General features: G+C 64.9%; 21 protein-coding genes. 9 read left to right on the top strand and 12 right to left on the bottom strand.

Features of this window, described 5'->3' with window-relative positions; all coding sequences use genetic code 11:
• Window positions 1-21: 21 nt before the first annotated feature.
• The 3 genes from ASH00_RS03425 to ASH00_RS03415 form a co-directional block, all read right to left on the bottom strand.
• Window positions 22-2,199 (bottom strand): FG-GAP-like repeat-containing protein, encoded by a 2,178-nt coding sequence (locus tag ASH00_RS03425; RefSeq protein ID WP_056545024.1) that lies wholly within the window; start codon window positions 2,197-2,199, stop codon window positions 22-24.
• Between the two features lie 268 nt (window positions 2,200-2,467).
• On the bottom strand, window positions 2,468-2,764 hold the full coding sequence (locus tag ASH00_RS03420) for a hypothetical protein (RefSeq protein ID WP_235563140.1): 297 nt from the start codon (window positions 2,762-2,764) through the stop codon (window positions 2,468-2,470).
• Window positions 2,765-2,920: 156 nt separating this feature from the next.
• Complete coding sequence (locus ASH00_RS03415) at window positions 2,921-4,147, bottom strand: alpha-hydroxy acid oxidase (RefSeq protein WP_082565862.1); 1,227 nt, start codon at window positions 4,145-4,147, stop codon at window positions 2,921-2,923.
• A 76-nt stretch (window positions 4,148-4,223) separates the two neighbouring features.
• On the opposite strand from ASH00_RS03415, the gene ASH00_RS03410 reads away from it, so the two are divergent.
• Entirely contained in the window at window positions 4,224-4,913 is a 690-nt protein-coding gene (locus ASH00_RS03410) for a FadR/GntR family transcriptional regulator (RefSeq protein WP_056546582.1), read from the top strand.
• A 27-nt stretch (window positions 4,914-4,940) separates the two neighbouring features.
• Here ASH00_RS03410 and ASH00_RS03405 read toward each other — a convergent pair whose 3' ends face one another.
• The 3 genes from ASH00_RS03405 to ASH00_RS03395 all read right to left on the bottom strand — a co-directional run bounded on the left by ASH00_RS03405 (window position 4,941) and on the right by ASH00_RS03395 (window position 7,641).
• Entirely contained in the window at window positions 4,941-5,405 is a 465-nt protein-coding gene (locus ASH00_RS03405) for a MarR family winged helix-turn-helix transcriptional regulator (protein WP_056545018.1), read from the bottom strand.
• A gap of 97 nt (window positions 5,406-5,502) precedes the next feature.
• On the bottom strand, window positions 5,503-6,630 hold the full coding sequence (locus ASH00_RS03400) for a glycerate kinase (RefSeq protein ID WP_056545013.1): 1,128 nt from the start codon (window positions 6,628-6,630) through the stop codon (window positions 5,503-5,505).
• A 9-nt stretch (window positions 6,631-6,639) separates the two neighbouring features.
• Window positions 6,640-7,641: a LacI family DNA-binding transcriptional regulator gene (locus ASH00_RS03395; RefSeq protein ID WP_056545005.1), complete on the bottom strand. Its 1,002-nt coding sequence runs from the start codon at window positions 7,639-7,641 to the stop codon at window positions 6,640-6,642.
• 191 nt (window positions 7,642-7,832) lie between these two features.
• Here ASH00_RS03395 and ASH00_RS03390 point away from each other — a divergent pair, with 191 nt between their 5' ends.
• From ASH00_RS03390 to ASH00_RS03375, 4 genes are all read left to right on the top strand, one after another.
• A complete protein-coding gene (locus tag ASH00_RS03390) occupies window positions 7,833-8,969 on the top strand; it encodes a Gfo/Idh/MocA family protein (RefSeq protein ID WP_056546579.1) in 1,137 nt (378 codons plus the stop codon).
• A complete protein-coding gene (locus ASH00_RS03385) occupies window positions 8,966-10,180 on the top strand; it encodes a dihydrodipicolinate synthase family protein (protein ID WP_056545003.1) in 1,215 nt (404 codons plus the stop codon). The genes ASH00_RS03390 and ASH00_RS03385 overlap by 4 nt, the downstream gene beginning before the upstream one ends.
• Entirely contained in the window at window positions 10,177-11,052 is an 876-nt protein-coding gene (locus ASH00_RS03380; protein WP_056545001.1) for a sugar phosphate isomerase/epimerase family protein, read from the top strand. The genes ASH00_RS03385 and ASH00_RS03380 overlap by 4 nt, the downstream gene beginning before the upstream one ends.
• Before the next feature lie 107 nt (window positions 11,053-11,159).
• Entirely contained in the window at window positions 11,160-11,681 is a 522-nt protein-coding gene (locus tag ASH00_RS03375; protein WP_056544999.1) for a mycothiol transferase, read from the top strand.
• Between the two features lie 55 nt (window positions 11,682-11,736).
• Here the strand turns inward: ASH00_RS03375 and ASH00_RS03370 are convergent, their stop codons facing one another.
• The 3 genes from ASH00_RS03370 to ASH00_RS03360 form a co-directional block, all read right to left on the bottom strand.
• Window positions 11,737-12,387 carry an alpha-ketoglutarate-dependent dioxygenase AlkB family protein gene (locus ASH00_RS03370; protein WP_056546577.1) on the bottom strand — a complete coding sequence of 217 codons (651 nt, stop codon included), beginning with the start codon at window positions 12,385-12,387 and terminating at the stop codon, window positions 11,737-11,739.
• Between the two features lie 110 nt (window positions 12,388-12,497).
• Window positions 12,498-13,313, bottom strand: coding sequence for an MBL fold metallo-hydrolase (locus tag ASH00_RS03365; RefSeq protein ID WP_056544997.1), 816 nt, complete (start codon window positions 13,311-13,313; stop codon window positions 12,498-12,500).
• A gap of 3 nt (window positions 13,314-13,316) precedes the next feature.
• The gene (locus tag ASH00_RS03360) at window positions 13,317-14,210 is read right to left on the bottom strand and encodes a phosphoribosyltransferase (RefSeq protein WP_056544994.1); all 894 of its coding nucleotides are present in this window, start codon (window positions 14,208-14,210) and stop codon (window positions 13,317-13,319) included.
• Window positions 14,211-14,295: 85 nt separating this feature from the next.
• Between ASH00_RS03360 and ASH00_RS03355 the strand changes: the two genes are divergently transcribed.
• A complete protein-coding gene (locus ASH00_RS03355) occupies window positions 14,296-15,306 on the top strand; it encodes a baeRF2 domain-containing protein (protein ID WP_235563139.1) in 1,011 nt (336 codons plus the stop codon).
• A 171-nt stretch (window positions 15,307-15,477) separates the two neighbouring features.
• Here the strand turns inward: ASH00_RS03355 and ASH00_RS03350 are convergent, their stop codons facing one another.
• A complete protein-coding gene (locus ASH00_RS03350; RefSeq protein ID WP_056544992.1) occupies window positions 15,478-16,275 on the bottom strand; it encodes a phosphatase PAP2 family protein in 798 nt (265 codons plus the stop codon).
• A 68-nt stretch (window positions 16,276-16,343) separates the two neighbouring features.
• Between ASH00_RS03350 and ASH00_RS03345 the strand changes: the two genes are divergently transcribed.
• On the top strand, window positions 16,344-16,991 hold the full coding sequence (locus tag ASH00_RS03345; RefSeq protein WP_056546575.1) for a pyridoxine/pyridoxamine 5'-phosphate oxidase: 648 nt from the start codon (window positions 16,344-16,346) through the stop codon (window positions 16,989-16,991).
• A gap of 71 nt (window positions 16,992-17,062) precedes the next feature.
• Here the strand turns inward: ASH00_RS03345 and ASH00_RS03340 are convergent, their stop codons facing one another.
• Window positions 17,063-17,896: an aldo/keto reductase gene (locus ASH00_RS03340; RefSeq protein ID WP_056544989.1), complete on the bottom strand. Its 834-nt coding sequence runs from the start codon at window positions 17,894-17,896 to the stop codon at window positions 17,063-17,065.
• 133 nt (window positions 17,897-18,029) lie between these two features.
• Here ASH00_RS03340 and ASH00_RS03335 point away from each other — a divergent pair, with 133 nt between their 5' ends.
• Window positions 18,030-19,109: a DNA polymerase IV gene (locus tag ASH00_RS03335; protein ID WP_442854335.1), complete on the top strand. Its 1,080-nt coding sequence runs from the start codon at window positions 18,030-18,032 to the stop codon at window positions 19,107-19,109.
• A 109-nt stretch (window positions 19,110-19,218) separates the two neighbouring features.
• On the opposite strand, the gene putP is transcribed toward ASH00_RS03335, so the two are convergent.
• Entirely contained in the window at window positions 19,219-20,718 is a 1,500-nt protein-coding gene (putP, locus tag ASH00_RS03330; RefSeq protein ID WP_056544987.1) for a sodium/proline symporter PutP, read from the bottom strand.
• Window positions 20,719-20,863: 145 nt separating this feature from the next.
• Here putP and ASH00_RS03325 point away from each other — a divergent pair, with 145 nt between their 5' ends.
• Window positions 20,864-21,412: an acyl-CoA thioesterase gene (locus ASH00_RS03325; RefSeq protein WP_056544983.1), complete on the top strand. Its 549-nt coding sequence runs from the start codon at window positions 20,864-20,866 to the stop codon at window positions 21,410-21,412.
• Window positions 21,413-21,415: the final 3 nt, after the last annotated feature.

The raw sequence follows: 21,415 nt of genomic DNA, 5'->3' as shown, positions 1-21,415 counted from the left end.
TTTCACCGTGATGCGGTCTGCCTACTCCGCGATGTACATCCCGTTCCAGCCCTGGCCGATCTTCTGACCGCCGGTGAAGGATCCGGATCCGTTACCGCTGTAAAGGAACAGGTCGCCATTGCTGTTGCGGGCAAGCAGGTCAGCGTTGGAATCCGACCCCCATGGTCCGGGTCCGGCGAACGCCGTCATGCCGTTCCAGCCACGGCCGGGCTGCGACTTCGGAAGGAACCCGCCTCTGCCGTTTCCCGGATACAGGTACAGAGCACCACTTGAGTCGCGGGCGAAGAGGTCTGACTTACCGTCACCATTGAAGTCTCCGGTGCTCAGGAGCGCAGTCATGCCGCTCCAGCCGTGACCTATCTTCGCCTTGCTGCCCCATCCGCCCCTGCCGTTTCCGGGGTAGAGATGAAGTCCGCCGTCGCCGGAACGGGCGAGCAGGTCAGGGAATCCGTCACCGCTGAAGTCCCCCGGTGTGACCAGAGCAGTCATGCCGCTCCAGCCGCTTCCGACCTGCACTCCCGCCTTGACTCCGCCGGTTCCGGTGCCTGCGTAGAGCCAGAGCAGGCCCCCTTTGTCGCGCGCCAGGACATCGGGGATGCCGTCACCGCTGAAGTCGCCCGGCAGGAGGATCATGTTCATGATGTTCCAGCCGGAGCCGATCTGCATCTTCCGCCCGAAAGTGCCGCTGGCGGTGCTCGGGTACATCCAGAGTCGGCCAGCGGAGTCGCGTGCAACGATGTCCGGATTGCCGTCCCGGTTCATGTCCGTGCGGCCACCCGAGGTAGCGGAGGGGATGGTGGCTGCAGGGTAGGGGTTGGTGTCGATGGTGACCGAAGCCGAAGTGTTGGAGACGGAGTTGATGCGGACGGCGGTCCCGGCGTGCGTCATGAAGGTGCTGCCGGCCTGCCACGCGGTGTTCTCTGCGTAGTAACCCGAGTAAGGCTTGCTTGAGGGCATCAGGAGCAGTGATGAAGCTTCGGTGAGCCCGCCGCTCTGCACAATTTTGACGCCACGGTTGCCCAGGATGGCGGTTCCTGCGTCAAAACCGACCGGGGTACGCAGTTCGAGGTAATAGGTTTCGCCACTCCTCGGATCCGTGAACTTGACTGCCCGGTTGGAGGCCGAACCGGCCCAGGGGTAAAGGGTGTAGGTCTTGCTCCCGGAGGCCACGCCGGCGTTTCGGATTTCGTCCCCGCGTCCGAATCCACCGTAGTCCCAGAAGCTCGAGCTGATAGCGGGAGTTTCGAACCAACGGGAGATGCCCATGAGGTCGGACGTGTCGCCGTAGCTCCGGATCGAGCACCCCGAGCTGAAGCTTGCAGTGTCCGGTTGGCCGCTCGTGCACTGCAGCGAGTCGGAGTGCATGAGGCCGAGTACGTGCCCAAACTCGTGCGTGACGACGTTCGTGGTGAAGTTGCTGACCTGCGGCATCAGAATGCGGCCACTGGTTCCGTTGCTGCTCCAGCCGTAACCGAGGTAGCCCTCCTTCAAAGGCGTTGGAATGAAGACCACCAGCGCCGTGTATGGGCTGTAGGACCAGCGAAGCTCCGAAGTCACCTTATTCATGATCTGGTCATAGGAATCGGTGGACTTGGCGGCCGATTTATGGTCCCACACCCGTGAGGCGACCGACATGGAGAGCCGGCCGTTCGACATGCTCCTCCAGTAGGTACTCGAGACCGCGATCGAGTTCTCAGCCGTGGCGCGCGGAACTGTAGCGGTGCTGTCTGCCAGGTCAACGGTCACCAACCGCACCTTGATGTCACCTGCGCGCGAGAGCGTTCCGCCCGCACCGAGGGGTGACATCGCGGCCCCTTCAGTCGTGGAAGTGAACGAGCGACCATCCTTTGCCAACGGGCCCTCGAAAGTGTGGTCGGGATGGGCGGGAAACCCGTCCGGGAAGAGCTCATGAATGTCCGCGGCCTCGGCCGGCGCTTCCTCCACAGTCGCGACCTCAGCCGGCACCGCCTCAACGGGCACCACCTCGCCGGTCGTGGATTCGGCGAGTGAAACATCCTGGGGTACCGGGCTCTGCACCGGTTCCTGGGTTGCGGCAGGTGAGGTTACAGCCGGCTCCTGTGTTGCAATCGGCGAGGGCTGGACGGATTGTGCCACTGCCGGATGTACCCCGGCCGAAAGGCCTGCCGCCAGGAGCAAAACGCCGGTGAGCGCAGCTGTAGAACGCTGAAGTGAAAGCATGGAAGTCCTTGGTGGTACGAGTGTGGGGTGGGGCTGGCGCCGCCGTGTCCCCCTACGACGGCGCCCGGGCTGTTTCGAGACCATCAGCCCTAAAAGCCCCGCACCAAGTATAGGTTTAGCTATCTCCGGTAAATCGCCGGGAATTCGCAAAGGATTGTCCAAGGAAGCTCAGTTTTCCCGCAGGATAACCGCAAGAGGAATAGTGAGTTAAAAATGCTAGGCAATTCATAATTGCCTAGCCTAATTATTAGGTAAAAAGCAAATGAAATCAGGAAGCGGTGCGGGCAGTGTGCGTACGCTCCGAGTTGCCCGTTCGGCGCGGATCGAGCCGGACAACGACTGCGGCCTCTGCCGGAACAACCGGGCGGTTCAAAGCCATCTGGGCAAGAGCCAGCAGGAAAACGGGAAGAGAGAGCAGGATGAAGGTGAAGAGCGCGTACATGGCGATGATGGCGTGGATGGGGGAGTTGAACAGGCTGGCGATGAAAGCTGCGCTGCCGAGCCACGTCCACAACCAGAAGAGCGCGACGGCGTAAATTACCGTACGGGCACGCCTGTATTTCAACGGATAATACACCCGCCGTCGCTTCATTTTATGTGACCCCCAGGTCTCGCGGATCCCGCGCCCCGCGAGTTCCTCTCATGATAGTAAGCCCCGGGAAAGTATTTGTCGCCTGGTTGCCGCTTTGAATGAATTAGGCGGCAACCAGGCGACAGGAAGTCAAAGGAACCGGACGTGATCCGGTGTTAGATCCTCTACTCGTGTTACCCCAAGCAGCTGCATGGTGCGAGTAATTTCCTTCGCCAGGATAGTGATGGTGCGGTCTACGCCTGCCCGTCCTCCGGCCATGAGTCCATACAGGTATGCCCGGCCGATGAGGGTGAAGTCCGCACCGAGGGCGAGAGCGGCCACGATGTCGCCGCCGCTCATGATGCCGGTATCGAGCATGATGGACGTCTTGCCTTTGAGTTCGGCTGCGACGTCGGGAAGCAGCCGGAGGGGGATGGGGGCGCGGTCCAGTTGTCGGCCGCCGTGATTGGAGAGCACAATCCCGTCCGCACCGTGGTCCACCACCTTTTTGGCGTCGTCGAGCGTTTGAATGCCCTTGACCACGAGGTTGCCCTTCCACACTTCGCGCAGCCAGTCGAGGTCATCAAAGGTCAGAGTGGGATCGAACATTGAGTTAATCAGGTCAGCGACGGTGCCCGAGTATCGGTTGAGCGAGGCGAACGCGAGCGGCTCGTGAGTCAGGAAGTTGAACCACCAGGCCGGCCGGTAGGACGCGTCGATGACCGTCTTGACGGTGAGTGCCGGCGGGATCGTCATGCCATTGCGCACATCACGCAGGCGGGCGCCGGCCACCGCAGTATCAACGGTGACCATCAGCGTGTCATTGCCCGCCGCTGCTGCCCGTTCGATGAGCTCCATGGAGCGCTCGCGATCCGTCCAGAGGTACAGCTGGAACCAGTTGCGCCCCGACGGCGCTGCCTGCGCCACGTCCTCGATGGATGCAGTTCCCATGGTGGAAAGGGTGTAGGGGATTCCGGCGGCTTCGGCTGCCTGGGAGCCTGCGTATTCTCCCTCCGACTGCATCATGCGGGTGAAGCCGGTGGGTGCGATGCCGAACGGCAGCGCAGACTCCTTGCCCAAAACCGTGACGGAGGTATCCACCTTCTCGACGTTCCTCAGGATCCCCGGGCGGAACTCAAGGTCAAGGAACGCTTCGCGCGCCCGCCGCAGGGTGATCTCCGCTTCCGCCGCGCCGTCGGTGTAATCGAAGGGAGCAGTGGGAGTGCGCCGCTTGGCGATGGCTCGAAGATCGCCGATGGTGTTTGCACGCCCCAACCGGGCACTTTGGCTGAACTCCGGCTTCTTGAACTGCATCAGAGGGGCCAGATCAGCAACTTTGGGGATCCGGCGCTTCAGCGCTTCGGGCGTGTAGGACATGGGAAACCTTCGGGTCGGCGTGTGGTCCGACCACACTAACCCGATGTGGTCTGACCACGCAAGGTAGCCTTGTTTGATGCGCACCCATCAGCTTGTTCAGTCATGGCTTGAGGAACAGCTTGCGGCCGGGCACCTTGCCGTTGGGGACCGGCTGCCGGGTGAGCGCATGGTGGCGGAACAGTTGGGTATTTCCAGGGCATCGGCCCGCGAGGGGATACGGGTGCTGGAGGCAATGGGGATTGTCCGGGCCGGCGTCGGCTCCGGGCCGGGTGCCGGGACGGTGATTACTGCCAATCCCGGTGCCGCGCTGGGCGCCGCACTTCGCCTGCACATGGCGACCTCGCACCTACCGATCGAGGACATCGTCCAGACGCGCCTGCTTCTGGAAACCTGGGCTGCAGCCCATGCCAGGCCCGCAGCGCCCGCAATGGAGAATGCGGCGGCGCTCCTCGAGGCGATGGAGTCTTCAGCTCCGGATGAGAAGGAATTCCTGCGTCTCGATGCGCTTTTTCACGTTGCTCTGGCTGACGCGGCCGGCAACGTGCTGATTGGCGCCATGATGTCTTCGCTCAGGGAGTCCATTGAGGGCTACACCCTCCGCCTGACGCGCACCCTGCCTGACTGGGCGGCGACCTCCGCCCGCCTCCGCGCCGAGCATCGCGACATCCACAATGCGATCAGGAACGACGACGGCGCACTCGCCGCAAAGATGGTGGCGAACCATATCGAGGGCTTCTACAAAGAGGCCGGGTTCTCCGGGGCCTGACGAGGGGTCCTGACTACTGACCTTCCCCTACTGATCCTCCACTGCGTGGAGTCCACTCCGCCCGCGGACCTGACGATGGGGTTCCGCCAGTTCCTCAATTGCGGCTCGCAGGTGCGAGCGTAGCTCGGGAGACAACAGTGCCTCATCCGATACCAGCGTGCGCTCGATGTCGCGGCCCTTCTCCAACGTCGCGAGACCTTTTCCGGTGATGCGGACTGTCTGGCTGCGGCGGTCGTCATTCCCCCGGGTGCGTTCAATATGCCCCTTGGCCTCAAGCCGATTGAGAGTCTTCCCAATTGTCTGAGCCTGCACATGCACCAGTTCGGCGAGCTGCGCCTGCCGGAGCGGCCCGTAACCTGCCAGTACGGCCAGGGCAGTGAACCCGGCGTGGGTGACGTCCAGTTCAGCCAGGCGTTGGTTCCACGATTGCTCAACGAGCCGCGCTGCTGTCGTGAGAAGCCGGCCTGTCGACCAGGCTGAAAGATCGGGCATGCGCTGTCACCTTCCCTGTCGATTCATTTATCCATCTAATCATCAGCTTACTTATGATTGCTATGGAATCAACCGTGCAGGGCGGGAAAGGTAGCTGTCAAGCCTCAGGAATTGAGAGGAGTGCCCTCAGGACAGCTTCGGAAGCGTCAGCCGCGTACCCTGCTGCGCCCTCCATGGCGGCCGCAATCGAAGGGGCGGTGTCCGCCAAACTACGAGCCTGCACTACTCCGTGGGCTGCCAGATCGGCGTCGGACAGCGTGATGCGCCCGGCAACAGCAAGCACCGGCAGGCCGAGATCCCGTGCGCGGTCCGCCAACCCGAGCGGAGCCTTTCCGAATTGCGATTGCGCGTCGAGTGAACCTTCACCGGTGAGCACCACATCAGCGTGAGCGAGCTTTTCGTCCAGCCCGGTGAGGCCGGCAACCAGCTCGAAGCCGGGCTCCAGCGAGGCTTTCGAGCAAGCCAGGAAGGCGGCAGGGAACCCGCCGGCGGCTCCTGCGCCGGGCTGCTGAACGTCAACCCCCGTGGTGTTTTCCAAAAGTTGTGCCCACCGGGTCAGTGCGGCGTCGAGCTCCGCGCGGAGGCCGGCGTCGGCTCCCTTCTGCGCGCCGAACACGTGCGCAGCGCCGTCGGGCCCGAAGAGCGGATTCTGTACGTCGACCGCGATCCGCAGCCGGACACGGTAAAGACGGGGATCCAGGCCGGAGAGGTCCAGGGCCGCCGCGCGTGCCAGGGCCAGCCCGCCCAGCGGAAGTTCCCCGCCGTCGTCGTCAAGGATTTTCGCCCCCAGGGCACGCAGGGCGCCCGAGCCGCCGTCGGTCATCGCCGACCCGCCCACGCCCAGCACAATCTCCGTGGCGCCGGCATCGAGAGCAGCAGTCAGCAGCTCACCGCTGCCGTAGCAGTGGGCCGAAGCGGCCGTGGTTTCGCTGGGCGTGATGAACTCGAGCCCACTTGCACGGGCCGTCTCGATAACGGCAGTGGAACCGGTGAGCGCCCAGGGGGCGTCCACCCAGTCGGCCAGCGGTCCGCGGACCCTGGTCTGCCGCCTGTCGCCTCCGGCAGCGAGGACGGCCTCGAGGGTTCCCTCACCGCCGTCCGCGATGGGCTGCAGGGTGAGGCGCGCATCCGGCAGTACGCGGCGGACGCCGGCGGCCATCGCTTCGGCGGCTTCGGCTCCGGTCAGCGTGCCCTTGAATTTGTCCGGTGCTATCAGGATTCTCATGGCGCCGGGCTAAGCTCCTGCGGATTCGCGGATGATGACTTCTCCGGGGATCGGTGCTGGAGGCGCCTTGTCAGGATCCAGTGCAAGGTTCGCCGCCTCTTCACCCAGCTGCTCGAGAGGTAGGTGCACGGTGGTCAGCGCGGGGAAGTAGTCGCGCAGGGTAGGGATGTCATCGAAGCCGGTCACCAGGGCATCCGCGGGGACCGAAACGCCCAGGGCGCGCAGGCCGGCGATCGCGCCGATTGCCATCACGTCATTCACCGCCAGCAGGCAGACGCCGCGTTCCCCCTTAAGTTGGTCCCAGCAGCGTTGTGCGGCGTCGAAGCCGCCCTCACGGTCGAACCCACTGACGACGACGGCGGCAGGCTCCAGCCCTGCTGCCTTCAGTGCGCGGGTGAAGCCGGAGACGCGGTCCCGTGCGGTATTCAGTTCGGTGGGCCCGGCCAGGATGGCGAACCGCGTGACTCCAAGCGAGACGAGTGAAGCTACGAGGTCCGCCGCGCCGTCGGCATTGCCCACCGGTACGGTCAGTCCAGAGCCGGGGGAGCCGCCGATGGTCACGACGCGCCCGCCGTTCTGCTGGTACCGGGCCAGCTCGTGCTCAAGCTCGGGATCTGCCTGTGCGCGGCGGGAGCCGGCCAGGATGATGGCATCGGTGCGATGGGAGGCGAAGGCGCTGACGGCGTCGTGCTCCGCGCTTTCCGAAGGATCGGTGCTGGCCAGCAGGACCTGGCGCCGATAGTGCCGCGCCGCGTGCTGGACGCCGCGGGCAATGGAGGAGAAGTAGGGGTCTGAGATGTCGTGCACAACGAGGCCAACCAGGCCGGTGGAGGAGCGCGCGAGGGCCTGGGCCTGCGCGTTGGGTACGTACCCGAGTTCGAGAGCGGCGGCGCGGACCCGTTCGGCGATCTCCTCCGCCGGACGCCGGGAGGAGCCGTTCAGCACGCGGGATGCCGTGGCCAGGGAAACTCCGGCATGGCTGGCCACACCGGACAGGGTTACAGCGGCCACCGGGCTCCTTCGAATGGTTTCTGCCTTCCGCTGCCTGCGTGGATAGCGACCTCTGGTGCGGTCGGAAGCTCACTCAGCGGGGAGGGGTTGACGTGGTCTCGATCACTACCCTATATTGGAAAGCGCTTTCCATCAACATTCTTTCCTCTTCGGGAGTAAACGTGACTGAGACCAAGACCATCCGCATCGCGATGAATGGCATCACCGGCCGGATGGGGTACCGGCAGCACCTGCTGCGCTCGATCCTGCCCATCCGCGAGCAGGGTGGCGTCACCCTTGCGGACGGGTCAAAGGTGCAGGTTGAGCCCATCCTCGTAGGACGCAACGAAGCGAAGATCCGCGACCTGGCCCAGCAGCACAAGGTTGAGCACTGGACCACGGACCTGGACGGGATCATTGCGGACCCCACCGTTGATGTCGTTTTCGATGCCTCCATGACCTCGCTGCGCGCCGCGACCCTCAAGAAGGCCATGGCCGCCGGCAAACACATCTACACCGAGAAGCCCACGGCGGAGACCCTCGCCGAGGCCGTAGAGCTGGCGCAGATCGCCCAGGAAGCCGGGGTTACCGCCGGCGTTGTCCACGACAAGCTGTACCTGCCCGGTCTGGTGAAGCTGCGCCGCCTGGTGGATGAAGGCTTCTTCGGCCGTATCCTCTCCCTGCGCGGCGAGTTCGGCTACTGGGTCTTCGAGGGTGACCACCAGGCGGCCCAGCGCCCCTCGTGGAACTACCGCAAGGAAGACGGCGGCGGCATGACCACGGACATGTTCTGCCACTGGAACTACGTGCTCGAGGGCATCATCGGCAAGGTCAAGACCGTCAACGCCAACACCGTCACCCACATCCCCGCCCGCTGGGATGAGCAGGGCAAGGAATACAAGGCAACCGCCGACGACGCCGCGTACGGAATCTTCGAACTGGAGACACCTGCGGGGGATCCTGTGCTTGCGCAGATCAACTCCTCCTGGGCTGTCCGCGTCTACCGGGACGAACTGGTTGAGTTCCAGATCGACGGCACACACGGCTCAGCCGTCGCCGGGCTCAACAAGTGCGTTGCCCAGCAGCGAGCCCACACCCCCAAGCCGGTGTGGAACCCGGACCTGCCCGTCACGGAGTCCTTCCGTGACCAGTGGCAGGAAGTACCCGCGAACGCCGAGCTGGATAACGGCTTCAAGCTGCAGTGGGAAGAGTTCCTCCGCGACGTCTCCGCCGGCCGCGAGCACCGCTTCGGTTTGCTGTCCGCAGCCCGCGGCGTCCAGCTCGCGGAGCTCGGCCTGCAGTCCTCCGCTGAGCGCCGCACCCTCGACATCCCGGAGATCACGCTATGACCTCGCTCTACCTCCCCACTGCGGCCGGTTCGCTGGAGCGCTACGAACTCGCACCCGCCCGGGAATGGGCCAAGCCGATGGCACCGCTCACCGCCCGGCACGCGTACGCGGCTGCACACGTTATTCCTGAGGTCACCGCGGACAACACTCCCGGTGCGCCCGCGGTCCTCGACTGGGACACCACGCTCGCCTACCGCCGGGAACTCTGGTCCTACGGGCTCGGCATCGCCGACGCCATGGACACCGCGCAGCGGGGCATGGGCCTGGACTGGCCGGCCACGCAGGAACTGATCCGCCGCTCCGGCGCGGAGGCTGCCGCCGTCGTCGGTTCGAATGCGGACGCTACGCGCGGCAAGACGGTCCGGGACCTGCTTGCCTGCGGTGCTGGCACCGATCAGCTCTCCATCGCGGACCTGCCGTCCGGGCGGGCCGGGCTGAACGCCGTCGTCGAGGCCTACCGCGAGCAGATCAAGGTAGTGTCCGACGCCGGCGCGAAGGTCATCCTCATGGCGTCCCGCGCGCTCGCAGCCGTAGCGCAGAGCCCCGCGGACTACCAGTACGTGTACGGGATCCTGCTGGCCGAGGCGGACGAGCCTGTGATCCTGCACTGGCTCGGCACGATGTTCGATCCGGCGCTGGACGGCTACTGGGGCAGCAATGACGTTTCCGCTGCGACCGACATCTTCCTGGACCTCATCCGCGCGCAGCCCGAGAAGGTGGACGGCGTCAAGGTGTCCCTGCTCGATGCCTCGCACGAGACCGCCCTGCGTGCAGCCCTCCCGGCCAGCGTCCGGCTCTACACCGGCGATGACTTCAACTACCCGGAGCTCATCCACGGCGACGGAACGCATTACTCGGATGCGCTGCTGGGCATCTTCGCGGCGATCTACCCTGCCGCGTCGGCAGCCCTGCAGGCGTACGACGACGGCGAAGCTCACCGCGGACGGGCCATCCTCGACTCCACCCGGGATCTCGGGAAGCACATCTTCAGTGCGCCGACGTTCTATTACAAGACCGGGGTTGCGTTCCTGTCCTGGGTCAACGGGCACCAGCCCGGCTTCCAGATGGTGGGAGGCCTGCACTCCGGCCGGTCCGTTTTGCACCTGGCTGACACGTTCCGCCTCGCCGACAAGGCCGGGCTGCTGGCTGATCCGGACGTCGCCGCGCACCGGTTCGAATGGCTGCTCGCGAGCTATGGGGTGGGTGCATGAGCCGCCTCTCGCTGAACACGGCGACCACCAAGAACATCACCCTGGCGGAGGCGGTTGCCCTGTCCGCCGACGCCGGGCTGACGCACATCGGGCTCTGGCGGGACCGGGTTGCGGAGGCCGGTCTGGATAAGGCCGCGCGGCTCGTTTCCGAAGCCGGACTGTCCGTCTCAAGCCTGTGCCGCGGCGGGTTCCTGACCGCCGCCGATGAAGCAGGTCAGGCGGCAGCGCTAGCCGACAACACGCAGGCGATCGTCGAAGCGGCAACGCTGGGCACCCGTGAGCTGATCATGGTGGTGGGTGGACTGCCCGCTGCTGCTTCGCTCATCGGTGGCACCGCCGTCGATCCTTCGGCGCCAGGCGCGAAGGACGTCACCGCTGCCCGCCAGCGCGTCGCCGACCGCATTGCCGAACTGGTTCCGGTGGCGCAGGAGCATGACGTCCGCCTGGTTCTCGAGCCGCTGCACCCGATGTATGCGGCGGACCGCGCGGTGCTCTCGACGCTGGACCAGGCCCTAAACCTTGCGGCGCCGTTCCCGGCAGAGACCGTCGGCGTTGTCGTCGATACCTTCCACGTGTGGTGGGACCCTGCGCTCGAGTCCTCGATCCAGCGCGCCGGTGCCGAGGGGCGTATCGCGTCCTACCAGGTGTGCGACTGGAATCTTCCGATCGCTGCCGACGCACTGTTGTCCCGCGGGTACATGGGTGACGGTTACATCGACTTCGAGACGATCACCCGCTGGCTTGCTGCGACCGGATATGCAGGACCCGTCGAGGTGGAGATCTTCAACCAGGAGATCTGGGATGCGCCGGCCGCTTCGGTGCTGGCGACGGTGAAGGCCCGGTACGAGTCCCTCGTGGAGCCGTACCTCTAAGTTCCCGGCCTCGCTAGGGCAAAAGCGCCGGGAATGTGCACGATCATGGTGTCGTCACCACGATCCTGCACCTTTCCGGCGCTTCTGCGTGTCACTAGGCTGGGCGCATGAGTGGAAGCGACGTGCTTGTTGAGGCCTTCGGGCGAATCCCTGACGCGGTGTCCCGGGCGGTGGACGGGCTCGACGCCGGACAACTGGCCTACCGGCCAACGCTTGGCGACAGTTCGGGCTCGCCCGGGAACAGCGTCGCCTGGCTGATCTGGCACCTCACCCGGGTGCAGGACAACCACCTGGCCGACGCCGCTGATCGCGACGAATTGTGGCTCGCCGACGGCTGGGCGGAGAAGTTCGGCCTCGACCTGCCGAAAGAGGACACCGGCTACGGGCACGCGTCCGATGACGTGGACAAGGTCCGTGTCGACTCTGCCGAACTGCTCGTTGAGTATCATCGCGCCGTACACGTTCGCAGTATGAAATTCGTCGGAAACCTTGGTGAAACGGATCTGGACCGCATCATTGATACGTCCTGGGACCCACCGGTCACCCTTCGAGTGCGGCTGGTCAGCGTCATCGAGGACTGCCTGCAGCACGCGGGACAGGCGGCTTACCTGCGAGGGCTGCTCAACTAGCTCTTTCCAGCCCCTCGGCCGGCATTTTGCGCTTGAGTGGCTGGGACGACCAGCGTCACGGGGCCAAGCCCGTCACCCGCAGCGTGATGTTCAGCCGGCCGTCCAGTCCCAGTACCGGATCGGCCGTTCCCGGAAACGTCTTCATCACGCCGTGGTACGCCAGCCGCGACTCGCCGCCAAACACAAACAGGTCACCTGACTCCAGCTGCACATCGGTCCACGGCTTGTTCCGATTCTCGGGGTTACCGAACCGGAAGACGCAGCTGTCCCCGATGCTCAGGGACACCACAGGCTCAAGGGACTTCTCCTCCTTGTCCTGATGCATACCCATCTTCGCTGCGGCGTCGTAGAAGTTGATCAGCGCGGCGTCGGGTTCATACGACTCGTCGCGTTTCCCGTAGGCGGCCTCGACGGCGTCCCGCCCCAACCTAGCCAGCCACGAGGGGAACTCTGCGACCTGCCCGCCGCCGACGTCGTCGGCTGTTTTGGTGTAGCGGTAGGGAACCCAATGCCACCCGAGGCACACCGTCTGGACCGACATCCTGGAACCATTCGGCATCCGGGTGTGCCGCATGGGCACGGGTCCGGCAGCCCACTCGCGGCATGCGCCGATGAGCTCCCGCTGGCGGTCCAGGCTCAGCCAGTCCGGAACGTGCACGGCACCGGGAGCAACGACCGCGGGATCACGCGGCAAGAGAGTGGCCATGGGAACATTCTGGTCCATTGAGCGTCCGAGCGGCGGGGGATACGCTCGCTTCCGCCGGCACGCCAGGAGGAGAAGTCATGCCCAGCAGAGAGGCTCGTCGTTCCGCCAGGTCAGGAGGAACGCTCCTCACGCAGATAGTGCAACTGCGCAGCAACCGACTGCTCGGCCGCGCGGCGCACCGAAGGGCCAACATCGGCATACACCCGGTCGGTGACGGAGCCGACGTCGGCCCGGTCAGCTGTGAGACCAAGCGTCAGGAGCGCAGCGCGCACCTGATCAAGCCGCTCCAAACGATGCGTCCGGTACGCGCGGACAACGTCCCCGAGGTTCGGGAGGGTCGGTCCGTGCGCCGGCAGGACTGCGGAGGCGCCCAAAGATTCGAGCACGTCCAGGGACCGGAGGTAGTCCCCGAGCGTGCCGTCGGGGTAGCTCAGCACGGTGGTGCCGCGGCCGAGGATGGTGTCCCCCGTCAGGACGGAGCCGTTGGGCCCGTCGTCGGGCAGGTGGAAGCACCCCGAATCCGCGGTGTGCCCGGGAGTAGCGAGGACGTTGATCCGCACACCGGCGGCGGAAAGAACCTCGCCGTCAGCCAGCGAGTTTCCGCCGTGACAGTAGGCAGAATCGAAGGCGCGAACCGGTGCCCCGGTCAGCTCATGAAAACGGGCGCTAGCCTCCGTGTGATCCCGGTGATGGTGGGTGATGAGCACCAGCTCCACCGGCCCGCAGGACTGCAGCGCCGCAAGGTGGGCCTCGTCCAGTGGGCCGGGGTCAACCACTACCACGGCCCGCGAATCGGGCGCCGAAATGACGTAGGAGTTGGTCCCGTCGAGGCTCATCGGCCCTGGGTTCGGAGCGAGGCGGTACCGTGTGAGCGGTCCGCTGGAGATCAGCGTGCCGGAGGTGGGCCCGCCGTCATCAGAAAACACCGGCTACCGGACTGTCTCGCGGACCTCGCCGAAGGGCACTTCGGAGGAGACTTCGGCCTGTGTGTCAGGGCCGAGGCCGGTAGTGATCAGGACACCGTGCTCGCCTCCGGCCACGGACTGCTTGAGGACGGGCATGAGAGCCGCGGCCGTGCTGTCGTCGAGTCCTGCGAGGTACGCGCGGTAGGACTCGGGGAGATCTGAGTAATCGGTCATGGTTCCCAAACTACGCCCGCGCACGTCCCGCAACAACCGCCGAACCTCCGCGTCCGGAACCTGATCGAAGCTGCGGTAGGCGCTGCCGACGGCGGGCAGATCGGGCGCAGACCAGGGGTTCACCAAATCGTCAACCGACGCCTGGATCGTTGCCGCGGCGGAACCAAGGAAGACGGGCGCGGCCGCAACGATCCGGCTGGCGCCGGCTTTCCGGAGCGCCGCAATGGCTGCGAGCATTGTGGCCCCAGTGGCAACGCCGTCGTCAATGATCACCACCGTTGCCCCGCTGACCTCCAACGGGCCCAGCCCCTCCCGGTACAGCCGTTCGCGACGCACGAGTTCTTCCTGCTCACGCTCCGCGACCCGTGCGAATACCGCGTCTGCATTCCTGACATCGGCCAGCACCTTCGCATTTCGGACGGTTTCGATGGTGCCGCCAATCGAAGCAACCGCGCCCATTGCCAGTTCAGGAAACTCAGGGACGCCCACCTTGCGCACCATCACGACGTCGAGCGGTGCCCCAAGCGCCTCGGTCACGACTGCAGCGACCGGAACGCCGCCGCGTGGAAGGGCAAGGATGAGCGGTTCAACGGCGGCAAAGATGGGCCGTAACCCGGCCACGAGGGAGTGCCCGGCATCCCCGCGGTCCGCGTAGCGTGCGGGATCTTTTCGCCTGGTTAGCATCTTCTGCCCTGCTCAGCTGGAAGGTCTTTTATTCGAGCTCAGAGAGTGATAGACCCGACGGTAACGCTATCAATGAGGAGGCGCAGTGACCAACACCCTGCACACGCTTGCAGATGTCTATCGGAAGCCCGGGCCCTGGGTAACCATCTACACGGATGCGAGCACCGGGAATGTCGATTCGCTTCATGCCGACGACGTCCGGCCCGAGAACATCGCCTCGGCACTTGAGGAGGCAGGGGCCACCAAGGACGACCGCAAGGCCGTCGCGGAGGCGCTCCGCCGATCCGCGAAGGGCCTGCCGGATCCCGTGGCGAGGCTGATCGTGGTGGCGAACGGTTCGGTGGAACTGGATGAGTTTCTACCCGGCCCGCTCGCGCTGCCCGAGTTCACCTCGGTCAACGAAGTGCCGAACCTGTGCCCGCTGCTGTGGCACCGTCCGGACGACTTCGCTTACGTTGTGGCTGAAGTAGGCCGCGACGGCGGTGAGATTCACCTGCGCCGCGCGAACGGCCTGCAGGATGACAGCATGACTCACATCGAGGGAGATACGGAGAACCTCAAGAAGGTCCCGAGCGGCGGCTGGTCGCAGGGTCGCTACCAGCACCGCACCGAGAACATCTGGAAGGCGAACGCCGCTGACATCGCCGGTGAGATCGACAAGGTTGTCCGCAGCTGCCGCGCGAGGCTTTTGGTCGTTGCAGGGGACATCCGTGCCCGCAACCTCGTCGCCGAACAGCTGAGCGAGCAGTCCAAGGACATCCTCACCGTCGTCGAAAGCCACAGCCGCACCGAGGGGGCTGACAAGGAAGCGTATGCACAGGAAATCAACAAGCGGGTAGCCGAATGCATCGCGCGCCGGCAGGCCCAGCTGCTGGAGCGGCTGAACAACCAGAAGGGACGTGCCAACCCGGAGTCGACCGAGGGCATCGGCTCGGTGGTGCATGCGCTGCAGCAGGCGCAGGTCGACACGCTCTTCCTCGAAAGCCGGGGCCTCAACGGTCACCGGTTGCTGGCCCTTGGGTCTGAGCCGTGGACCGCCGAGATCGACGGTGAAACCGCCGGTGCCACCGTGCTGGGGGAGGTGCCGGCGCCGTAGTCGTTGTTGCGTGCTGCGGTCCTGACCGACGCCGAAGTGGCGCTGTTCCCCTCCGGCGCGCTCGACGGCGGACCAGTGGCGGCGCTGCTGCGCTGGCCAGTCGGGCCAACGGTACCGACACCCGGCTGATGGCGGACCGGCTGGAGGCGGAGTCGCAGCGTCGCGACTGAACTACGCCCGCCGCTCCCGCCGATAGTTGCGGAACGTCAGCAACAGGCGGTGCGCCGTGATGACGAGCGCGAGCCACGCCAGTCCCAGCGTCCACGCCACGGCGACATCGGTGACCCAGTGGTGCCCCAGGTAGACACGGGTGAGTCCCATGATGAACGCAAAGAGGACGGCGGCAGTAATGGTCAGCGCCCGCGCCCGCTTTGAATGCTGGCGCAGCACCAGCAGGTACGCGGTGATCCCCGAAATGACGACTGCGTTCAGGGTGTGACCGCTGGGGAATGACGGTGACATCTCGAACGGCGGCACCGCGTATTGGAGGTCGGGCCGCAACCGCCCGACGGCATCCTTGCCGAGGACCGTCATCAGCAGGGAACCTCCCGCGGCGACAACCATGAGAATCAGAGGCGTGACGGAACGGCGAACCAGGGTCAGCGCGAGTACTGCACAGATAGCAAGGATGGGCATACCGATTGGTCCGCCCAGATGGGTAAACGCTGTGGCCGCACCATTGAGCCAGGGCTCGCGCAGCTCAAGCGCGGCGTTGAGTGCAGGCCGGTCCAGGGCGGCGATTCCGTCCTCCTCCGCCACCGCCTCGTAAACCTCCGCTGACGCGACCGTGAGGGACACAGCAGCGCCGATGCCCACCACGAGCAGCAGCAACAGCGCCCAGCGCGGCCCGATCCACTGCGCCACTCCCCGGACGCACGTAACCAGAAACCGGCCGAGTGGGGTAGTCCACCGGGTAAGGTCTCGGGTGCCGACGTGATGGTCTTCGTTCTCCGGGTCCTGGAATGACATCCTTCGAGGTTAGCAACGCGGCCCGATCCCTGCAGGGCTGCGAACGCGCCGGGCGTAGGCTGGCCACCATGTACACACCCGTCCAGAACCTGCTGCGCGGACTGCCCGTCTTCCCCACAGACATGGCCTCATTCGACACTGCTGCCGCCCCGAATTCTCCGCTGGACCTGTTCACCGACTGGCTCAGCGCCGCGATCGACGGCGGAGTCCCCGCTCCGCACGCAGTCACCGTTTCAACGACCGACGACGACGGCCATCCCGCCGCCCGCGTTGTCATCCTCAAGGACCTCGACCAGCGCGGCTTTTCCTTCGCGACCAGCAGCGAAAGCCCGAAAGGCCGACAGCTGCGGAATACACCGCATGCCGCCCTGACTTTCTTCTGGCAGTCAGTCGGCAGGCAGGTCCGCGTCAGTGGCACCGTGACGCCAGGAACGGCGGCAGAGAACGACGCCGACTTCCGCCGTCGTCATCCCGGCGCACGTGCCCTGGTGCTCGCCGGCGCGCAAAGCGCAACTATCCGGCCTTCAGAGTCCGTGAGCGCCGCCGTCGAACGCGAACTGGAAGGGATCGAGGACAAGGGCTCTGCAACGTGGACTGTCTACACGGTGGCACCTGAGCGGGTGGAGTTTTGGCAGGCGGACCCGGAGCGACGCCATACCCGCCTGCTCTACGTGCGCAGCGGCGAGGGCTGGCGGCGCGAGCTCCTCTGGCCCTGAAGTTTTGTGCACCTCCGGTGACTCCACTTCGACGGAAGTCACCGGAGGTGCACAAAACTTCCGGTTGAACGCTAGTGGCCGAAGGAGTCGGAGTCCGTGATGTCGCCCTCGCCGGTGTCCAGAGCCGAGAGGAACTCGACTTCCTCCTGAGTAAGTTCGAACCCGAACAGGTTGATGTTCTGCTTGATGCGCAGCGGGTTGGCGGACTTCGGGATAGCTACCAGTCCCAGCTGAATGTGCCAGCGCAGCACAATCTGCGCCGGAGTCATGCCGTACTTGTCCGCAAGCTGATCCACGGCGGTACTCTGCAGCAGGTCACTGCCCTTGCCCAACGGGCTCCATGACTCGGTCACAATCCCGTGCTTCGAGTGAAAGTGCCTTGAGTCCGGCCGCGTGTGGCGCGGGTCGAGCTGGATCTGGTTGACCTCCGGAACGAGACCCGCGTCGAGGACCCGCTCCAGATGGGCGGGCTTGAAGTTGGAGACGCCGAAGGCCCGGATCAGGCCTTCCTCCCGCAACCCGGCGAGTCCTTTGACCGCGTCCACGTAGCGTTCCTGCTCCGGGTTGGGCCAGTGCACCAGCAGCAGGTCGATGTAATCGACGCCCAGCCGGGCCGCGCTCTGCTCGAAGGCCTTCCGGACGCCGTCCACGCTGTGCCACTGCTTGTTGAATTTGGTAGTGATGAAGACCTGGTCCCGTTCAATACCGGACCGCCGGATTCCTTCCCCGACCCCGGCCTCATTGCCGTAGTTCTCCGCGGTGTCGAAGAGGCGATACCCGACGGACACTGCATGCTCGACGGCGGTGGCCGCCTCCTCATCATCAAGCGGCCAGGTGCCGAGACCGAGCACCGGAATGGATGCACCGCTGAGGAGCTCTATGGTTGGTGCCGCTGCGTCAGTCATGTTCTCCTCGTATCGTTCGGGTGTGAAACTTCTTCCCAGCTTTCTAGCTGGGACCGTGATGCGTCAATCCGGCGACCGATTATGGCCGGAAGAAACGGTGGTGCCGGAAGGAACCTGAGGGCAGACTGGGACCGTGAGTCAAGGCCACAGCCCCTGGGTGCTGCACGTCGATCTGGACCAGTTCATCGCCGCCGTCGAGGTGCTGCGGCGGCCCGAGCTGGCGGGCAAACCGGTGATTGTGGGCGGCCGCGGAGATCCGACCGAGCGGGCCGTGGTCTCCACCGCGTCCTATGAGGCCCGCGCGTTCGGGGTCGGGTCCGGGATGCCCCTGCGCATCGCCGCCCGGAAAGCGCCCGAGGCCGTGATCTTGCCGGTGGACTCCGAAGCCTATCTGGCCGCTTCCGACACCGTCATGGCGGCGCTGCGCGCCCAACCGGAGGCCACCGTTCAGGTGTTGGGGTGGGACGAGGCCTTCATCGGGGTGACAACCGACGACCCCGAAACCTACGCGCGGCGGGTGCAGCAGGCGGTGCTGGACGCTTCGCAGCTGCACTGCAGCGTCGGCGTCGGAGACACCCTGGTGCGGGCCAAGGTTGCCACCGGATTCGCCAAGCCCGCCGGCGTCTTCCGTCTCACGAAGGAGAACTGGCTGGAGGTGATGGGTAGCCGGCCCACCATCGACCTGTGGGGCGTGGGACCGAAAGTATCGCGCCGCCTCGCGACGCTCAACATCACAACGGTTGCCGAGCTCGCCGCCTCCAATCCGGGTGACCTCGTTCCGGAGTTCGGTCCGAAGATGGGTCCCTGGTACGCGCAGCTGGGACGCGGGGACGGCGAGCGGGTGGTTGATGACACCCCGTGGGTTGCCCGTGGGCACAGCAGGGAAACGACCTACCAACAGGATCTGACCGAGCCTGTACAGGTGGATGACGCCGTACGGGAACTCGTGGCCCGCGTGCTTGAGGATGTCATCGCCGAGGGCCGGCCGGTGATCGGGCTGACCCTCAAGGTGCGGTACGCGCCCTTTTTCACCAAGACGTACGCCAAGCGAATCCACGAGACGTTCGACCGCGATCTCGTGCTTGCCGGCGCGTTCGACCTCGTCGGGAAAATCGAATCCGGCCGGCCGATCCGGCTCCTTGGTCTCCGGGCCGAGATGTCCATGCCGGAGGAAGCCCGGAAGGGACATACGCCAACGCGCAGCGGGTGGTGAGTGCACCGCCGTCGTGCGCTTGACCTGGAGCCTGCTGCTTCAACAGCAGCGGCTCCCCGGAAGCGGAAGCAACCGGGGAGCCGCTGGTCATGCGATCGAGCGAAGGTAACTAGGAAACCGTGACCGGTTCCTTGCGCTCGGAAACGCCGCGTACCGCTGCGTCGAACTCGGCTTCGATCTCCGCGTTCGGCTTCCAGGTCAGACGGCTGATTACGACGGCGACAACCAGGTTGGCGAAGAACGCCGGCACGATCTCATACATCGTGGCCGCCAGCGGGGAGTTGCCCCAGGCGAAGACGACGACGGCGCCCACGATCATCCCGGACAGTGCACCCGGCATGGTCAGCTTCCGCCAGAAGAGCGAGAGCAGCACGGTGGGGCCGAAGGACGCTCCGAAGCCTGCCCAGGCGAAGGCAACCAGCGCGAGGATCGATTCGTTGCGGCCCGAGGCGAGGACGATCGCGACGATCGCGACCACCAGCACGCCGAGACGGCCGAGGATGACCCCCTGCTTGGCTGTCAGGTTCCGCTTCGAGACCATGTTGTAGAGGTCCTCAACGAGCGCGGAGGAGCACACGACGAGCTGCGAGGAGATGGTGCTCATGATCGCTGCGAGGACGGCCGCGAGGACAATGCCTGCCACGAAGGGGTGGAAGAACGCCTGCGACAGCGCCAGGAACACGGCCTCGGGGTCCTCGAGCGTCAGCTGCGGGTTCTGCTCGAAGTACGCGATGCCGACCAGAGCGGTGGCAACGGCGCCGAGAACGGTGAGGATCATCCAGCTGATGCCGATCCGGCGGCCGGCCGTAGCGTCCTGCGGGGAACGCAGGGCCATGAAGCGGACGATGATGTGCGGCTGGCCGAAGTAGCCAAGGCCCCACGCTGCGGCCGAGATGATGGCGAGGATGGACCCGCCCGCTACGAACTCGAGCATCGTCGGATCGATGGCGCGGATGGAGTCGGTCATTCCGGTGAACCCGCCAACCTGAACGAACCCGATAATCGGAACGACGATCAGCGCAATGAGCATGAGGATTCCCTGCGCCACGTCAGTGAAGGTGGCTCCCATGAATCCGCCGAACAGCGTGTAGGAGATGGTGACCGCTGCAACCAGGATCATGCCGAGGGTGTAGCTGGAGTTGAAGGATGACTCGAAGAAGACACCGCCTGCAACCATGCCCGAGGACACGTAGAACGTGAAGAACACCAGAATGATGACGCCGGAGACAACGCGGAGAACGCGTGAGCGGTCCTTAAGCCGGTTTTCCAGGAAGCTCGGCACGGTGATCGAGTTGTTGGACACCTCGGTATAGCTGCGCAGCCGAGGAGCCACGAACTTCCAGTTCAGCCAGGCTCCGATGGTCAGGCCAATGGCAATCCAGACCTCAATCAGGCCTGACAGATAGATAGCGCCTGGCAGTCCGAGCAGCAGCCACCCCGACATATCGGAGGCACCGGCGCTGAGCGCAGCTACCCCGGGCTTGAGGCCGCGGCCGGCGAGCATGTAATCATCGAGATCGGACGTTTTCCGGTACGCGTACCAGCCGATTCCCAGCATGGCGGCCATGTAGAGCGCCATGGCAAGGTATTGGAAGGTCTGGTCAGTCATGGGTTCCTTTCACAGAATTCTTGGAACTGGCTGAGTGCAGCCGCCCACTATTCCAAGCCCGCACCCAGTTTGGCTAATAAAGTGATCTGGTTCACCATGTTTTCTGCACAAAAGAAGAGAAGTTACCCGCGGGTAATATAGGATAATGCACCTGTTATTCCGGACCCTCTGGATTCTGTTTGCCTCACGCCGCCGGGCGAAGGTGAGCATGTGGGATTCAGCCTCGCTCCCGCAACGCGTTCAATTGACGGACATCGACATTGCGATGCACGTGAACAACGGCATGTACCTCTCCCTGATGGACCTGGGCAGGTTCGACCTCATGATCAGAAGTGGCATCTGGAAGCTCATGCGCCGGAAGGGCTGGACGCCCGTGGTCAACGCCGAGACAATCACATTCCGGAAGTCACTCCAGCTCGGTCAGCGCTACACCATCGAGACGCGGATCATGGGCTTCGATGAGCGCGCCATCTACTTTGAGCAGCGCATGGTGCATGGCGGCGAGATCTACGCCCGCGCGTACATTGCCACCCGCCTGCTCAGCTCCGACGGACCGGTGTCGAACACAGAAATCTTCGAAGCGATGGGAAATCCGCCGGCGGACCTGGCGCTTCCCGAGTGGATTCATGAGTGGCGCATCAATACCGCGCTACCCAGCACACGGCGTCCTGCCCTCCACGACTGGGTCCGCTAAGTT

The organism is Arthrobacter sp. Soil782 (genome assembly GCF_001428435.1).
In the GTDB taxonomy this organism is placed as follows: Bacteria; Actinomycetota; Actinomycetes; order Actinomycetales; family Micrococcaceae; genus Arthrobacter_D; species Arthrobacter_D parietis.
Note: the sequence above shows the minus strand (reverse complement) of the source record. Positions and strands in the feature narration are given on the sequence as shown.

Excerpts from the sequence above, each read along its gene's own strand:
- putP (WP_056544987.1), bottom strand. The coding sequence starts at position 20,718 with ATGACTGACCAGACCTTCCAATACCTTGCCATGGCGCTCTACATGGCC.
- ASH00_RS03415 (WP_082565862.1), bottom strand. The coding sequence starts at position 4,147 with ATGTCCTACACGCCCGAAGCGCTGAAGCGCCGGATCCCCAAAGTTGCT.
- ASH00_RS03360 (WP_056544994.1), bottom strand. The coding sequence starts at position 14,210 with ATGCTAACCAGGCGAAAAGATCCCGCACGCTACGCGGACCGCGGGGAT.
- ASH00_RS03385 (WP_056545003.1), top strand. The coding sequence starts at position 8,966 with ATGACCTCGCTCTACCTCCCCACTGCGGCCGGTTCGCTGGAGCGCTAC.
- ASH00_RS03375 (WP_056544999.1), top strand. The coding sequence starts at position 11,160 with ATGAGTGGAAGCGACGTGCTTGTTGAGGCCTTCGGGCGAATCCCTGAC.
- ASH00_RS03400 (WP_056545013.1), bottom strand. The coding sequence starts at position 6,630 with ATGAGAATCCTGATAGCACCGGACAAATTCAAGGGCACGCTGACCGGA.
- ASH00_RS03405 (WP_056545018.1), bottom strand. The coding sequence starts at position 5,405 with ATGCCCGATCTTTCAGCCTGGTCGACAGGCCGGCTTCTCACGACAGCA.
- ASH00_RS03325 (WP_056544983.1), top strand. The coding sequence starts at position 20,864 with ATGCACCTGTTATTCCGGACCCTCTGGATTCTGTTTGCCTCACGCCGC.
- ASH00_RS03390 (WP_056546579.1), top strand. The coding sequence starts at position 7,833 with ATGAATGGCATCACCGGCCGGATGGGGTACCGGCAGCACCTGCTGCGC.
- ASH00_RS03410 (WP_056546582.1), top strand. The coding sequence starts at position 4,224 with ATGCGCACCCATCAGCTTGTTCAGTCATGGCTTGAGGAACAGCTTGCG.
- ASH00_RS03345 (WP_056546575.1), top strand. The coding sequence starts at position 16,344 with ATGTACACACCCGTCCAGAACCTGCTGCGCGGACTGCCCGTCTTCCCC.
- ASH00_RS03350 (WP_056544992.1), bottom strand. The coding sequence starts at position 16,275 with ATGTCATTCCAGGACCCGGAGAACGAAGACCATCACGTCGGCACCCGA.
- ASH00_RS03370 (WP_056546577.1), bottom strand. The coding sequence starts at position 12,387 with ATGGCCACTCTCTTGCCGCGTGATCCCGCGGTCGTTGCTCCCGGTGCC.
- ASH00_RS03340 (WP_056544989.1), bottom strand. The coding sequence starts at position 17,896 with ATGACTGACGCAGCGGCACCAACCATAGAGCTCCTCAGCGGTGCATCC.
- ASH00_RS03380 (WP_056545001.1), top strand. The coding sequence starts at position 10,177 with ATGAGCCGCCTCTCGCTGAACACGGCGACCACCAAGAACATCACCCTG.
- ASH00_RS03425 (WP_056545024.1), bottom strand. The coding sequence starts at position 2,199 with ATGCTTTCACTTCAGCGTTCTACAGCTGCGCTCACCGGCGTTTTGCTC.